Origin of the sequence: Streptomyces sp. NPDC057271 (genome assembly GCF_042668715.1) — a bacterium.
Taxonomy (GTDB): Bacteria; Actinomycetota; Actinomycetes; order Streptomycetales; family Streptomycetaceae; genus Streptomyces.
Genome location: NZ_JBHUYJ010000082.1, coordinates 20,026 through 36,020 on the forward strand (window position 1 = coordinate 20,026; position 15,995 = coordinate 36,020).

Annotated in this window: 7 protein-coding genes; all 7 read right to left on the bottom strand. The window is 69.8% G+C overall.

The genetic code is table 11. The features are described from left to right. Positions 1-73 precede the first annotated feature (73 nt). Positions 74-1,816, bottom strand: coding sequence for a GTPase (locus ACFUJR_RS29065; protein ID WP_383168766.1), 1,743 nt, complete (start codon positions 1,814-1,816; stop codon positions 74-76). Next, entirely contained in the window at positions 1,809-4,775 is a 2,967-nt protein-coding gene (locus ACFUJR_RS29070) for a GTPase (RefSeq protein WP_383168763.1), read from the bottom strand. The genes ACFUJR_RS29065 and ACFUJR_RS29070 overlap by 8 nt, the downstream gene beginning before the upstream one ends. 2 nt (positions 4,776-4,777) lie before the next feature. Continuing rightward, complete coding sequence (locus ACFUJR_RS29075) at positions 4,778-6,874, bottom strand: Hsp70 family protein (protein ID WP_383168760.1); 2,097 nt, start codon at positions 6,872-6,874, stop codon at positions 4,778-4,780. Then, positions 6,871-7,518, bottom strand: coding sequence for a hypothetical protein (locus tag ACFUJR_RS29080; protein ID WP_383168758.1), 648 nt, complete (start codon positions 7,516-7,518; stop codon positions 6,871-6,873). Before ACFUJR_RS29080 ends, ACFUJR_RS29075 begins: the two co-directional genes overlap by 4 nt. Next, positions 7,515-9,188, bottom strand: coding sequence for a hypothetical protein (locus ACFUJR_RS29085; RefSeq protein ID WP_383168755.1), 1,674 nt, complete (start codon positions 9,186-9,188; stop codon positions 7,515-7,517). Before ACFUJR_RS29085 ends, ACFUJR_RS29080 begins: the two co-directional genes overlap by 4 nt. Then, a complete protein-coding gene (locus tag ACFUJR_RS29090; protein WP_383168752.1) occupies positions 9,185-13,225 on the bottom strand; it encodes an Eco57I restriction-modification methylase domain-containing protein in 4,041 nt (1,346 codons plus the stop codon). The genes ACFUJR_RS29085 and ACFUJR_RS29090 overlap by 4 nt, the downstream gene beginning before the upstream one ends. Further along, positions 13,225-15,995, bottom strand: a 2,771-nt coding sequence (locus ACFUJR_RS29095; protein WP_383450885.1) for a helicase-related protein, incomplete at its 5' end; no start/stop codon positions are given. The genes ACFUJR_RS29095 and ACFUJR_RS29090, both read right to left, overlap by 1 nt.

Consider the following 15,995-nt stretch of genomic DNA (forward strand, 5'->3'; position numbering starts at 1 on the left):
TCGGAACCTGAGCGCCTGTCCCGGCGGCCGTGGTCACGGGGCGCGTTCACCGCCGGGACCACGGTCCGTCAGGTCAGCGGGTCGGCCCGACCAGCTTCTCGGCCTCGTCGCGGAGGCCCTTGATCGCCGTCAGGGCCGCTTCACGCTCGGCTTTGATGTCCGAGCCCCGCTTCGTGAGACCGCTGAGCGACCGTTCCACCTCGGTGATCCACTCGCACAGGTACCGCTCACCGGCATCGGTGAGAGCGGTCTGCTGTTCGCGCGCTTCCTCGTCGAAGTGATCCTTGATCTGCTTCCGCCGTTTGTTGAGCGCCATCCACTTGCTCTGGTCCTGCGCGACGCTCGTCAGGTCCATCAACGGCCCCGTGACTGCCAGCACCCACTGCACCTTGCGGGCCGTACCGGCTACCTTGCCGGCCGCCTTGGTCTTGCCCCACGGTTTGAACTTCTCCGCGCCGTTGGTGACTTTCCCTCCGGCGTCAAGGATCTTCCGGCCCACCCGGTTCTTGCTGAGCTTTTCCACGACGGCGGAGGCCGCGCTTCCCGGCCCGTTACCGCCGTCCGCGATCTTCCCGATCCACTCGCCCGCCTTCTCGGTACCCACCTTCGCGGCCTTCTTCGCCGCTTCCTTGACCCCCTGCGTCAACGGTGGCGTGCCATCCGGGGACCCGTCGAACGTCGTCTCGCGTGCTTCGAGGTCGTTCCCCCAGGATTCAGGCTCGGGCACACCGGTTCCGTACTCGGCGACCAGCGCGTCGAACGCCGTCCTCACCGACGAAGAGAAACTCGCGTCGAACTCATTGCTCGCACGCTCCAGTTGCTCCTGGACGGCACGAGTGACGCGGTCGGGGACGACCCCGTCCTTCTCCGAGACGCCGGCAGCGGCCCTGTCTCCCGCCGTCGTGATCCTGGAAGCGACGACTTCACTCCCTCTCAACAGGGCGCTCAGCACACGCTCCTTCGCCCGGGAGATCGACTCCTCGACCTTCTTCGCGCTCTCCGCGGCATCGAGTTCCTCGCCGTCCAGCACCCACTGCCGCTCGGCGTCCGCCAGCACTCGAAGGAGTTCGAAGGCCTGAGCCTCGGGCCGGACACCGCTGACACCGGGCGCGGTCATTCTCCGCAACTCGGCCGCCAGAGCGTCGATACCGCTCTCCGCGACAAGCCACTGTCGCTGATCGGGCGAGAGAGTGGGGTCATGGAGCGCGTCGATGTAGTCGCGTGCGTCGGTGGGGACGATCGGGACGCGGTCGGCGAAAGGCCCGAGGCGCCCGCGGATCTCGTCGAGGACGACATCGCGATCGCTGTTCTCGGCGTTCAACTTGTTGACGACGACCACACTCCGGTCAGCGAACCCGTCAGCGTCGAGAGCCCGCAGAATCGTCCTGGTCTCTGCTTCGCCCGGCAGTTCGCTCGTTGTCACGATCATCAGCGCGTCCGCACCACGAACGCCGCCCCGCGCCGCATCGGCGTGCCCGTCGATACCCGACAGCGTCCCGGGCAGGTCGACCAGCGTCGCTCCGTTCCACTCGTACGACGTCGCCTCGTGCGTCTTGGGCGCCGCGTCGACGAGATCGACGATGTCGGCCGACGGGAGCCGGAGCAGTGCCGCGACGAGTGTGGACTTCCCCGCGCTGTACGGGCCCAGCAGTGCGATCCGCAGCGGGCTCGTGTCCGCACGAGGCAGGCTCGTGGTCAGGGCGCGAGTGCGAGGGTGAGCGCCCAGGACCTCTTCGGCACGTGCGGCCAGCGCGAGTACGAGAGCGCTTCGGCCCCCGTCGATCGTGGGCGCGTCGACCGGACCACCGTCAGCCATCTGTGTTCCCTTCGGTTCCTTCGAGGGTGCCGAGCCATCCGAGATCCGCGCGGATCTCGATCCGTTCGGTGAGGACGTCCACGAACTGGTCCCGCAGACACGACCGCACGTCCGCGACGCGGGACGCGTCGGCCCAGACACGAAGTTCGACTCCCGGCGTCCGACGTGCCCGACGGATCGCCGCCGGGTCCCCTCCCGCGAGAGCCAGGAGCCGGCGCGCCAGGACGAGGTCGATCGCGTCGAGGGCGGACCGCACGGCCGTCCGCAGCCCGCAGAGTCGCTCGAACCACTCCCGCGTGACCCTGATGTCCGCGGACCGCGCCTCGAACCGGGCATCGATCTGAGCCGTCGCGTCATCGGTGATACGAGCCGACCATGCCGCAAGTCCGTCGAACAGGTCATCGAGGCAGGCCTCAGCCTCGGTCGTGGTCGTGCTGGTCCACCCGTCCTTCGCCCGCCGCGCGCGGGCAACCTCACCGCTCACCGCTTTCGCCGCTCCGGCCAGGCCCTCCACCGCGTAGACCAACGTCGCCGCGGGAAGGGGGACCGCAAGCTTCTTGGGGATCCCCTTGGCCGCGACGGAGCTCAGAAGGGCCGTCGCCGCCCCCTTGGCTGCCGCCGTGCCCAGGCTCACGGCCTTCTCCTTCAGGTCAGGACGCGGCCGTACACGCGGCTGCGCGTCGTCCTGATGGTCCGTGGCGCTCGCCCGCACGCGCAGAAGCATCCCCCGTTTCCGCGCCTCCTGCTCGAACGTGTCCCCGAGACCGGAGAGAAGTCCCTCCAGGTCCAAACCGGTGACGAAGTCGCTCCACCGCTGCGCGTCAGCCACGCCGCCCAGGTCCCGAACCACCTCCGACACCCGCTCCTTGGCGCGGTGGCGCTCGGCTTCGAGTAGGTCACGCGTGTCCCGGCCCGCTGTCCGGAAGGCTTCCAGCGACTCTGCCCGGTCACGCGGCGTCGAGCATGCGAGTTCGGCAAGCGCGAGATCGATCCCGGGGAGTTCCTCGATCAGCCGGTCGTGGAACGCCGCGAGCGGCGCCCGCACGTCCTCGGCCAGGCGAACCGCACGAAGCGGAATCGCACGCTCGGCCAGGAGCCGGGTGAGGGACTGCTCCAGCTCGGGCAACCTGCTCGCCCGAAGGGCCCTGTCCCCCAGCTCGCGGTCCGCCGTGGACAACGCTTCGTGCGCGGCACCGGAGTGGACCGGGAGGACAACGGGCGACGTGACGCCGACCGCTGCGGAGACCTGCTCGATCCGGACCGTGTGACCCGTCGCCGACGCGAACTCTCTTTCCGAGTCCTGGGCGAAGCGCTGAAGGCGGTGCGGTTCATCGACCTTTCCCTTCACATTGACGACAGCGAGCAGAGGTTTCCCCGTGAGCAGGAGTCGCTGGAGCTCGGCGGACTCCTCCTCACGCAGCGTGTCGGCGTAGTTCCATATCACCGCGTCGGCGCTGTCGCACGCGGCCCGAGCACGCGTGGCGTCGAGGTCGTCGTCCTTCGCGGCGACGCCGGGCGTGTCGAGGTACGTCACGGAGCCGACGTGGAACGCGGAGGTCTCCCGCGTGGTGCGGTGCGCCCCTCGCCCGATCCCGGTCCGGTCCGCGTCGCGGGTCAGCGCTTTGCGCAGCGTGGTCTTCCCGGACTTGGTCCTTCCTGCGATGGCCACGCGCAGCCTGCCTCTCGCCATGGGCATGCCCCGTACGGCATCGCGCAGTTCGCGTTCGAGCGCTCCGATGCGGCGGATGACCCCGACGAGGTCCTCGCTCTCGATCGCGTACGCGGAGTACGGCGCCCGCGAAGGACGGGCCTCGGCCTCCTCCCGGAGAGCGGTCTGGATGTCGCGGTAGGCCGATCGGCTCGTGTCCACCGTCCCGGGCGCGAGTTCGCCGACCGGGGCCCCGAGGGCCTCGCGGAGATCCGGTTCGGTTCGCCACAGGTCCATGGCTGCCGCCACGCGGTCGAACGACTCGACGTTCTTCGTGTACCAGGACTCGAACGCCCGCAACTCGTTGATGCCGGTCTGGGAGGCGACCGCCAGCAGCCCCGACGTGAGCCGTGCGGCCGAGCTCGCGGCGGGCGCGGGCGGATGCATGGCCGTGTTCACGGGCGCCGTCGCGAGCCCGTGCTCGATCACCGCCCGCACGCTGTCGTCCGCAAGCATGTCCACCGTACTTCCGGACACGGCACCGGTGTCACGGGCCTCGATCGTCCAGAGCAGGGCGCCGCGCCGCTCCGATCTGAACCCGAACCGCGCGTCCGGTGCGAGCCAGCGCCACCACTGCGGCCGCTCGGACAGGACCGCCTCGTACGACTCCTCCGCGGCGACGAAGTCCCGCACCTTCTCCAGCAGCGACACCAGCTCCCGGTTCCGCAGATCCCGGGCCGCCGCAGCACTGTGCCTGAGCACGAGCTCGCGCGCCTCCGCCGCCTTCCGGCCTCCTCGTCGACGGCTCAGGTCGGCCAGCGCGGGTTCGATGTCGATCTCACGGATCGAGCGCCAGATCTCCTCGGGCCATTCCCGGTCCGCACGACGACACGGCTCCAGGACTTCGGGCAGCAGCCGTTCCGCGGCCGCCACCGCCGCGGCGTCCGCCCGAAGCGCTTCCACCGGCACGCCTTCCAGCGCCTGAAGATGAGTCCGCAACCCTTCCAGCCGCTTCAGTTCCCGGAGAGATCTGCCCCCGTCCGGCGCCGGAGCCCGGCCCCCAGCCATTGTCAGGCGGGCCAGCTCGTGTTCCTCGACGCACGCCGCCACCGCGTCGGACACGCACGGAAGCGTGCTCCCGGACGGCGGCAGGCCGGCACACCCGCGCGCCTGGGCGACCGCGTCCACCTCCTTGGCGAATCGCTGGAGTGCGGCCGGTCCGACCATGGCGTCCACCCCCAACGGTTCGAGCAGGAGCGCCAGCACCTCGGCTCTGAGGCTCGTCCTGTCGTTCACCGCCCTGCCGTGCATCGCTACTCCTCGTGAGGGCGGTGGTACCTGAACTCGGGCAGTGGATCTGGGCTCGGAGGAATCAGGGCCCGCGACTGCTGGAAGGTCTCCGCTCGTACGATCCGATGACGGGGTGGTACGCAGGTACGCGGCGTGAAGACCCACATGCCCTGGGTCAGGGTGGCCCCGAGCACCCGCTCCTTGTCCCGCAACCAGGGGTACCTGCCTTGCAGTTCGGCGTAGTTGTCGTTGGTGACGACGATTCCGTCCGTGTCCTGCGCGATCGCCGTGACCAGCGCGTCGCCCTTGCCCTCGGTTCCGGCCGGGGGCTGGATCAGGTTCCCTGTAGCGAGCGCCGAGTCCACCGCGGCGCGTTCCTCCTCCGCGACCTTGTGCCGGAAGGTGGCGTCGACGACCACGTGGAGCACGGCATCGGGATACCGCGATGCCAGGGCGTCGCGCGCGGACAGCAGTTGGGCGTAGGACGGCCGGTCGTCCCTGCCGTATACACCGGGTCGTCGGGGCGACCTGCCGATCCACGCCAGGTTGGAGCCGTCGACCACGAGCGCCGTGGAAGCCGAGCCCGCGGATCGCCTCCGCGTCTGCGTCGGCAGGAGCGTGGTGACCGTGTTGCCCGCGAGCAGATCATCGAGTTCCCTGCGCACCGCCGGCGTCGGACCACCGGAGCTGAAGCTCTTGATCTCCTCGTTCAGCACTTCCTCGCCGGTGCGCTCAAGGGTCGCCTTGACGTGCAGGAGCCCGTTGGTGTCGTACGTGTACTCCAGCAGGAAGCGGGAGTCCTCGCGGGCCCGGGGATTCTGGTAGGTGAGGCGGAGGTCCGTCAGCTGCACGTTGTCAGCGTGGTCGAGGGGACGGTCGGGGTCTCCTTCCCAGATCTCCACGGCAAGGCTGCGTGCGTTGTCCCGGCGAGGCGTGTAGCTCTTGCGCTCCTTCCACGGCAGGGGTGAGTTGCGCGGGATGATCTGGCTGAACGCCCGCTGTCCGGTGTCGTCCGTGACGACCGTGCCCAGGGCGTGACTCGTCGCCACCTGGATCACGCCGTCAGCCTCCCCCGACAGTACGGCTGCCGCGATGGAGGCGCCGCGGGCGACCGCAGTCATGGGATCGCACAGATCGACCTCGACGGGCTGCTGCTGCATGACCTCGGCGACCGCGGCCCGGACACTCGGGATCTGGCTCGTGCCACCGATCATCAGCACCGCGTCCACATCCAGGGGCGCCATGTGAAGGTCGCTGAGGCACTGCTGAACCGGCGCGAGAGCACGGTCCACGAGGTCGGTGACGGCGTCCTCCAACTCCCCCTGCCACACCTCGACGGTGTCGCCGTCCGGAGTCCTGATGGTGACGGACTCCTCGGAGGACAGGCGGATCTTGCTGCGCTCCACGTCCAGCCCGAACTGCCGCTCCTGCGCAGGCGTCCACGCCGATCGCGCCGGAGCCCGTTCGAGGACGAGGTCACGCAGGCGGCGATCGATCTCCAGGCCCCCCAGCTCGGTCACACCCCGTGAAGCGAGCTCCTCGAAGAACCCGTCCTGGTAGTCGAGCACGGTGACGTCGATCGTGCCGCCACCCCAGTCGAAGACGAGGATGGTGCGAGCCTCTCGCAGCTCGTGCACGTACGAGATCGCCGCCGCGGTCGGCTCGTTGAGCAGTGCCAGGACCTCGATGCCGGCGAACCGCGCGGCGGCGCGCGTGCGGTAGCGGGCGGCACCCGTGGCGTTGGCGGGCACGGTGATCACGGCCTGGTCGATGGCGGTGAGGTTGTGCTCCGCGCCCTTGCGCATGGCCTGGAAGACACCGGCCGCCACCGTCGTGGCCGCGAACCTGCGGCCGTGGATCGTGACGTACTCGTCGCTCTTGAGCAGTCGCTTGCAGGCCTCGGCCGCCTCTTCGGAGCGGAGCTTGGCCTCCCAGCCGAACAACGCTCCCCGGCGCAGTGAGCTCATGCCCACCACCGACGGGAAGAGGTACTCGAAGCCGGGATGACGCCAGTCGGCGTCGATGTGGTGGGCGTCCAGCGACAGCACGTCGACGTCATCGCCCAGCCACTGGGCCACCACGGAGTTGGTGGTCCCGAAATCGATTCCGGTCGCGGTCACACGCCCTCCCCGTTCGCGGCCTCGTCGCCTCCGGCAGAGTGGTCCGCTCCACCCGCCCCCGGCAGGCGGCGTAGTTGCCCGGCGAGCACCAGTTTGCCGGTGGCCTGGTCCACGTAAGCCGGGCGCAGCACCTCGAACGCCTCACCGTCGCCTTCCACCACCACGAAGAGCTCGTGCTCGCCGTCGGGGGCGTCCACGCACCGCACTCCCTGGTCCAGCAGGGCGGCACGGATGCCCTTGCGAAGCGAGGTGGCATTCTGCTTGGGCGCGCCGGCGAGCAGATCGACCTCGACCATCCGGGCCACGTACTCCTCCCGGGAGCGGAACGCCTCCAGAACGGCCTGGCGCAGGGCAGCCGCCACAGCAGTCTGCGTCGGCCTCTCCTCTTCCGGGACAGCGGTCAGAAGCTCGGTCGCCCGCTCGGTGAAACGTGCGAGCAGCATGTGGGGGCTGAGCAGTTCCTCGGGGCGGTAGGTGCGCGGGGAGTCCGCGGGGAGTCGGCGGGAAGCCTGCGGAGGGGCAGCAGGGGCATCGGCCTCCGCTCGCCGCTTGTCCCGACGATGCTTGAGGCCGTTGTTCCCCTTGGCAGGAACCCGCTTGGGAACCACCGAGGTCTTCCGCTGGCTGCGGGGCACCTTCTTCACGGTGTGTGCGTCCTTGCGTTGCGATCGGGGCGCCGGGGCGCGCTGAGCAGGTGCGGCAGCAGATCCGCCACCGCCCGCTGCCGCACGAGCGCCAGGCCTTCGGGAGAATGAGATGTCGTTCGCCTGGTCAGGGGGGTCAGGGGCGGGACCAACGTGACCGGCACCTCGTCCGGAAGCTCGAACACGTCCAGGTCGAGCGGCAGCACGAAGAAGCCGGACCAGTCCTCGTCACGCTCGGCGTCCCTGATGCGTTTCATCGCGCTGTTGAGCTGCGCGCTCATGTCCACATCGCGCACATGCTCCCGGCGGAGGTCCCGGTACCGGGTCGTCCAGCTCGGCGCGCCGTGCGGCAGCCCAAGGTCGAGATAGGGGTTGGAGGCCGCCGGTCTGTCGTTGCGCTGAACCGCTTGACGCCGGCGGAGCATACGAAGGTTGGACTCGGCCCGCTCGTGCGCGTTGCGGATGCCCTCCAGGACCAGGGCCGCCGCATCGAGTTCCTCTTGGAGCAGCAGCGTGTACGCGTGGAAGTTGAGGGCCTCGGCCCGGCAGGCCGGGTCGGCGGCCTCGTACGACACCAGCTTGTCGATCTGAGCGGAGGCCCGTGCGAGGTCGTTCATGCACAGCAGGTCGTAGGCCTGACGCAGGGCCATGAGTGCGTGCAGCGGCGAGCGCGACGGGTTGACGGCCGCCTTGGGCTCCCACAGGGCGAAAATGAGCCGCCACAACCCCCGGTCCTCCCATATGTCCCGGTCCCAGTTGCCGACCGCGACCCCGTCCAGGAGCCGGCGCAGCCGGAGCACCAGGTCACGGGGCAGCTCCCGTTCCAGCTCCTTCACGACCGAGGCGTCGCCGTCGGCGACCCGCTCCAGGAGGTCGTAGACGTCACCGGCCGAGGACAGCGGCTCGCCCTCGGCGAGGAACGCGTTCCGCCGTTCCCGGGCCGTCCATTCCAGCGCGGTCGCCTGCTCGGCGGTCACCTGGTCGGGGACCAGCCGGGCCTTGAGGTACGCGTGATCCGTCTCCTCGGCCCGGTACTGCCAGGGCTGGTGCTCGGGGCCGACCACACCGGCGTCGATCAGGTCGTCGAGGACGCTCAGCGGTATCCAGGGGAGCACCCGCGGCAGCATCCGGGACGGGAAGGCGGCCGTACTCTCCGCCGCGAACGCGGCGAGGAGAGCGAACGCCCCGGAGGGGTCCTCGCTCCCGGAGACGGCGACGGTGTCGTCGCCCGCCGTCAGCGCGGTAAGCCGTTGCTCCCCGACTTCGGACAGCCACAGGAAGCCGCCCGCGTGAACCTCCGTAAGCGTCGCGGCGGCCACGGCCGGGTCGGCCCGTTCGAGTACGGTCCGGACAGCGGGCAGCAGCCGGTCGTCCGGTTCGTCGCGCAGGGCGTCGGTCAGTGCGTCGTGCGCGGCGTCGTGAGCCGTGTCGCGCGCGAGGTCGGCGAGTTGCCGGAGCAGGGCGTGGGCCCGCGGCACCGCCTGGGCTCCGAGCACCCCCACCTTCCGCCATCTCCGTACGGTGAACCCGTCGATTCCCGAGTCCGCGCTCTGAGCCTCCCTGCGCTCCCTGAGCGCCCGCAGCCGCTCCCGCTCCCGCGCGACCGCCGCGGCCCGCGCCCCGGACACCGGCTGCCCCGGCGTGCCGCTGGCCGGCGGCGGACTCGTCACTCTCCGGTTCCTTCGTGGCGGGGGCCGTGGCCCGGGGGCGGGGTGAGGGTGGAGGTGTAGTTCTCGCCGTCCACGAGGGGCGTGGTCAGGCTGACGCCGGCCGCTGCCATGCGGTCGTACTCGGCGAGGATGAGGTCCTTGGTGCGGTAGGTGCCGTACTTGGCCTCGTCCTTGCGCTTGACGATGGGGAAGGTGTCGAGGATGTAGTCGACGTCGTCGCGGTTGATCCCGTAGAGGTGGAAGAACAGGGCGTCGAGTTCGGCGCGGATGATGGTGCGGCGGTCTTCGTTCCAGATGAAGGGGGCGCCGGTGTCGCCGAGATCGCGGGCGAAGGGTTGCATATCGGTGGCCGTGCAGACGAGCTCCAGCACTCTTGCTGTAATGAAACCTTCATTGGACGCAAGCATGTCAGGTGTCGGCACGGGAACTTGCTCGGACGTACTTTGCGGAATGCTGGGCTGACTGAAGCTGTTACGCAGCGTGTAGTCGTATGCGAACGAATCGTAAGCTGCCAGTAGATTGGTCAAGTGAGCTGCCGTGGGGCCAGTAGAAAGAATCCAACCGTAGGATGCAGCTCCCCAGGGGATCAAGGCAGCAATGCAGGTGCGCTCATCGTTGTTGCGTGCCACCCTTCTATGCCCCAGTAGGGCAGTAGTGCACTCGAAGCGGCGCCGCGCCAGACGGTCCTCAGTGTCGCCCTGACCCATCCAATACTGTGGCTGTACGACGTATTCGGCAGTTTCGAGCTCGCCTAGTGAGGACTCATGAGAGCCCGTCGAATCAGCAAAACGGTGCGAGAACTGATGACCCATGCGACCTTCGTACAAAGGCAGCATTCGGGCTTCGCCCTTGACGAAAGCGTTGCCCTGCAGGAGCCAGCCCTCGGCCTCCAGGTCCTCGCGGGTGTGGAAGAGGTGCGAGTCGTGGGACATGTCGAACATCCTCAGGAACGACACGCCCCACGGGTTGCCCTTCGGGTCGTCTCCCTTGATCAGGATCGGGACACGGCGGTAAATGCCCAGAGTGATCTCCGCGTCGCGGCGAGAGCGGAAGACCGGGCACGTGCCCGTGTTCGGGTTGAGAAGGGTGATCTCCTCCGGTGTGAGCGTGAACGCCTTGTCCGCCTCGTCCAGCTCCGCCGGGTCGTGGAGGAAGAAGGCGAACCGAGCGGCAGGCTCGCGCAGGGCCCGGCCCGTCAGGGACAGGATGCTGAACTTGAACGAGCGGTGCACGTCCGGGAAAAGGGGCGCCGCATTTTCGAAGTCGTACAGCGCCGCGATCGAGCCCTTCTGCACCAGGTCCTTGAAGAAGTACTGCGTCCGCGCGTCCGTCGCGATGCCCGTCGGCACGATGACGCCGACGCGGCCCCGCTCGCCCGTCAGTATCCGGTCCGTCTCCGCGAACACCGCGTACAGGTTCAGGTTGCCCTGCCCTGTCAGCGGCACCCGCTTCGACCTGCGCAGGAAGTGGCTCTCCGCGTAGACGGCACGCTTCGCCGCCGCGTACTCGCCGTACAGCTCCAGCGTGTCCGGGTTCTCCTGAAGCTTGGCGATCTGCTTCTTGCGGGCGCTCGCGTTCGAGATGGCAGCGATCTCGGGAGCGCGCTGCGCGAAGAACTCCTGTTCCTTCAGCTCCATGCTGTCCCACGGCGGATTCCCGAGCACGCAATCGAAGCCGCCCGCCCAGCCCGTCGCCTCGTCCACCGTCCCCGTGACAACCCCGTCCGGAACGGAGAACACCTCCGGGAACTCCAGGTGCCAGTGGAAGAAGTGGTACTGCTCCCGCAGGCGCACGATCTCGTCGTGGGTGGCCTTCGAGGCGCTGGACGCGTCCGGGTCCTCCAGGGAGCGGAAGAGGCCGTGCGTGACCGCCCTGGGAGCCTCCGGGGTCTTCAGCCACATGAAGGCCGCGCACCAGGCGTCGGCGAGGTGGAGGGCGTTGAGGTAGTCGGAGGACTTCTCCCACTGTACGTAGGCCGCCGCCTGGCCCCGTACCTCACGCAGGTTGTCCGAGGGGGCATGGGTGATCCGGCGCATGCCGGCCGCGAGGGTCGTGTTCGCGACCTTCACACCCTCGTCCTCCATGTCGAAGAGGGTGAACTGGCCTTTTCTCTCCTCGGCGTTCAGCTTCTCCAAAGACTTGGCGTGCTTCTTGTCGTCGCCCTCCGTCGCGATGAACGCCTCGTCTGGGATCCCGCCGCGCAGCAGCTTCGGCGTCGCGCCGATGAGCGCGTTGCCGTGCTTCACGTGGGCGTCCAGGAAGCCGAGCGGCTTGCCCGGTTCCAGGGCCTCCAGCCACAGGGAGACCTTGGCCAGTTCGACGGCCATCGGGTTGAGGTCGACGCCGTAGACGCATCGCGCCACGACCTCGTGCAGCGCGTGGCGGACGGCCTCAAGCGTGGGCTCCGGGTTACGTTCCCGTACCGCCGCCACCCGCTTCGCGATCCGCCGCGACGCCGCCACCAGGAAGTGGCCCGAGCCGCAGGCCGGGTCGCAGACCGTGAGGGAAAGGAGTTCGCGGACGATCGCGTCCGACGGGTCCGGGTCACCCGCCGCGCTCGCCGTCTGCTCGCCGCGCTTGACCGCGTCGTCCAGGACCGGGTCCAGGGCGGAGTCCAACAGGCACTCGATGAGCGAGGACGGGGTGTAGTACGAGCCCGTCGTCTTCCTCGTGTTGCCGGCCAGCTCCACCAGTTCGAAGGTGCGGTCGGCCGCGCTGTGCTGCGGGACCAGTTCGAGCAGGGACTCGTAGATCGAGCCCAGTTCCTCGGCGTCCAGGTGGCGGTAGTCGACGGTGCGCCAGCGCCGCGAACCAGCGTCCCGGACCTGGGAAAGGTGGCGTACGGCCGTGAGGAGGTACTCGTTCGAGAGGGACAGGCCCTTCAGGGGGGCATCCGTCTCCGTCTCGTCGAAGATGCCGCCGAGGCCCGGCAGGCCCAGTTCCGGGCGGCCGTTCTCGTCGCCGAGGGCGTCCAGGACGATCCGAAGGGCCTGGTAGAGGTCGCCGTGGGCCGTGCCTCTGCGGCGGCGGGCGTGGGCGCGCAGGCGAGCCGAGGAGAAGTACGACGCATAACGCTCCCGCGCCTGCTCCGTCGCCTCCTTGCCGTGCAGGACATCGCGGTCCTCCGCCACGAAGACGAGCAGCAGGCGGTAGACGAGACGGAGCAGCGCCCCGTGGAGGGCCTTGACGTCCGTGTCCTCGCGCAGGGTCGTGTTCGCCGGGTGGCGCAGGAAGCCCGTGCCCAGGGTGGTGATGGCCTCCTGGACGCCCTTGCGGAGTTGGTCCAGGGCCCGCGTGCCGGACGCGATCGCCTCCGTACGCCACTTCTCCAGCCAGCAGGCGGACGGGGCCGCGCCCTCCGCCACCGCGAAGCGGGAGACGTGCAGCAGGCGGTACAGGAGCACGAACTCACTGAAGAGTTCGCCGTCGAAGATGGCTTCGAGGTCGAACTCGACGTACGAGGCGGTGGCGAGCGCGCTGGAGTCGCGCAGGATCCGGAGTCGGCGGCCGTTGGTGAGGACGCCCCAGAGGTGGGCCTCGGTGCGGTTCAGGCACTCCTGGACGAGGGACTGGGGCGGGACCGTGCCCGCTCCGCCGGTGCGCTTGTCCAGGTCGGCGTTCCAGGCCGTCATGTGGAGGAGGGCGTGGTTCCAGCGGTGGCTGATGGGGAAGACGCGGTCGGGGTCGCTGTCCGCCGGGATGCCGGTGGCGCCGATCGGGGTCAGGCGGCCGAAGCCCAGCTCGGCGAAGAGCGGTTCCAGCCACTGGGAGACGGCCAGGCCGGTCGGGTCGGCAGGGGTCTCGGCGTCCGGGGCGACCGGCAGCTTCTCGCGCAGTTCGCGCCAGACGGACTTCAGGTAGTCCCAGTGGCGTTCGGCCTCGTCACGTACGGAACGGGCGCCGATGACCTGGTAGTCGGCGGGGGCGGAGCCCTTGACGTCCTTGCCGTCGGCGATGCGGATCAGCATGTCGGCGGGGAGCAGGCCGCCGACGGTGTGGACGGCGGAGAAGACCTGGTTGCGGGTGGTGGCGGACATCAGACGGCGGCCTCTCCGGACGCGGCGGGCAGGTAGACGTAGACGCCGAGGACGTCGGCCGGCTTCTGGGCGGTGACCCGCAGGCCGCGGACGATCTCGTCGGAGGCGCGGCGGACCCGCCGGTGGGACTCGTGGAGTTCGGCGGAGAGGGTGTCGCCGTACTGCTCCAAGTGGTCGGTGACAGCCGAGAGCTGGCCGAGGACCCGGGTCATCATGTGCTCACCGTGGTCGGGGTCGACACTGTCGGCGGCCTGGGCGGCGAGGAGGGCGTGGGCCTGGTCCTCGGGCAGCCACACGGCGTTCTTCGGGGAGCCCTGGAAGGCGAGGAGGCGGGCGTCCTCGGCGACGAGCTGCTTCTCCCCCTGCCGGGAGGGCAGCGTGAGGTGGAAGCGGTAGCGGACGAGGAGCAGGGTCGTGCGGGTCTCGACGGCGCGGGTGGAGACGACACCACAGCGGCGGGCGGGGCGGCGGCCGTCGGCCTGGCTGTCGAGGGCGGAGTTCAGGACGTGGGCGGCGATGGCGCCGACGACGGGGTCGGTGCGGACGAGGGCGGCCTCGCCCCGCGCCACGGCCGAGGTCGTACGGAACGGGATGGGGCGGGCGCCTTCGACGGCGGCGGCTCCTACGACGGGGGCGAGGGCGTCGCGCAGGCCGGCGGAGGTGCCGCTGACCTCGGCGGTGAAGTCGCCGGAGCCGTCGCCCGCCTCCACCAGGTGGGCTTCCAGGGCCGCGAGGGAGGTCCGTACGAAGTCATTCACCTCGTCGGCGCGGCCAAGGGTGTCGCGGATGGCGAGGACCTCGCGGGCGACCTCCTCCGGGTGGATGGACCGCTGGGCGAACCGGGAGCGGGAGCGGGTCTCGCGTTCGGCGGCGGACTTCCAGTCGGCCTCCAGGTCGGCGAAGCTCTGCTGGAAGGAGTCTGCCTCGAAGAGGGTGCCCTGCTCGCCCTCCCGGCCGCGCAGCAGCAGCCACTCCACGATGGCGTCGGTGACGCCAGAGGAGGTCTCGTCGGGGACGGAGACGGAGATGCCGAGGTCCTTCTTGATCTGGCGGTGCTTCTTGATGAGGACATCGAGGACCTTGCCGTCGATGCCGTTGTCGCTGCCGTACAGGGTGATGACCCGGACCTCGTCGCGGTGCTGCCCGTAGCGGTCGACGCGGCCCTCGCGCTGGTCGTGGCGGGTGGGGTTCCAGGCGAGGTCGTAGTGGACGACGGCGTCGAAGTGGTGCTGGAGGTTGACGCCCTCGGAGAGGCAGTCGGTGGCGACGAGGACACGGCGGGCGGCGGCCTCCTGGCCGGCCTCCTCGGCCAGTTCTTCGATGCGCTCGATGCGCTGCTGGGGCGAGATCGTGCCCGTCACGGCGCGGACGACGGTCTTCTTGCCGAGCTTGCCGTCCAGGTGCTCGGCGACGTACTCGGCGGTGGGGATGTAGCGGCAGAAGACGATCGGGTGGTAGCCGTCAGCGAGCAGCGCCTTGAGGTGCTTGACCAGGGCCTTCAGCTTGAGGTCGCCGTCCGGGCCCTCCAGGGCGGCGGCCCGGTCGGCGAGTTCGGCGAGGCGGGCGCCGGCGTCGTCGGTCTCGGCGCCGGGGGCCACGTCCATGCCCTCCAGGCTGTCGCTGTCGGCCGCGTCGCGGGTGAGGGGCGCGCCGAAGCGGTCGGCTTCCTCGGCGCTGGCGGCGGCCGCGGCGGCGGAGCGCGTACGGAGGGTCTGGGCGGCGGCGCGCGGGGAGGAGACGAGGGAGCGGAGCAGGGCGATCGCGGACCACCAGGCGATACGGGCCTCGCGCTTGCCCTGGCTGTCGGCGGCCTCGACACGCTCGCTCGCGTAGGCGATGGCGTCGTCGAGGAGGGCGCGGTAGGCCGGGGACAGCTTGTAGGTCTCGTCCTTGAAGAAGCGGTCGGACGGGAACGCGGTCCGCTCGGCCAGGCTGTCGTCGCCGAGGCCGTCCTCGGTCGTCAGGTACTGGCGTACGTCGGCGCGCTTGCGCTGTACGAAGTGCTGGGCGAGGAGGCGTCGGCCCCGGTCGGAGTCCGGGTCCGTGCCTGCCAGTTCGGGCCTGACCAGGCCGAGAAGGTTGCGGAAGGCGGACTCCTTGCCGCTGTGCGGGGTGGCGGTCACGAGGAGCAGGTGACGCTCGGCGTCCTCGGCTACGCGGCGCAGCAGCTCGTAGCGGAGCTGGTTCTGTGTGGAGGTGGTGTCGTCGGCGGCGACGCAGGTGTGGGCCTCGTCGACGATCACCAGGTCGGGGCAGTGCTTGACGAAGTCGTCGCGGTGGCGGGTGGACTTGATGAAGTCGGTGGACACGATGACGTGGGGGTACTTGTCGAAGAGCGACTGCCCCAGGTCCAGGCCGCGCTCCAGGCGGGAGACGGTGGAGGCGAGGACGAGTTCGGCGTCGAGGCCGAACTTGGTGCGCAGTTCCTCCTGCCACTGCTCGGCGAGGGCCGGTGAGCAGAGGACGGCAAGGCCGCGTGCCTCGCCCTGGGCGAGGAGTTCACTCGCGATGAGGCCGGCCTCGACGGTCTTGCCGATGCCGACGTCGTCGGAGATGAGGAGCCGTACGGTGCTCTGTCGCAACGCCATGAGGAGCGGGACGAGCTGGTAGGCGCGGGGTTCGACGGCGATGCCGGCGAGCGAGCGGAAGGGGCCGGCGCCGGAGCGGAAGCCGATGCGGAGGGCGGAGCGCAGCAGTCCGGCGGCGCGGTGGTCGCCGAGGTCGGCGGCGGACGGCGGGGCGAACTCGGCGCCTCTGACGTCCTCGAAGG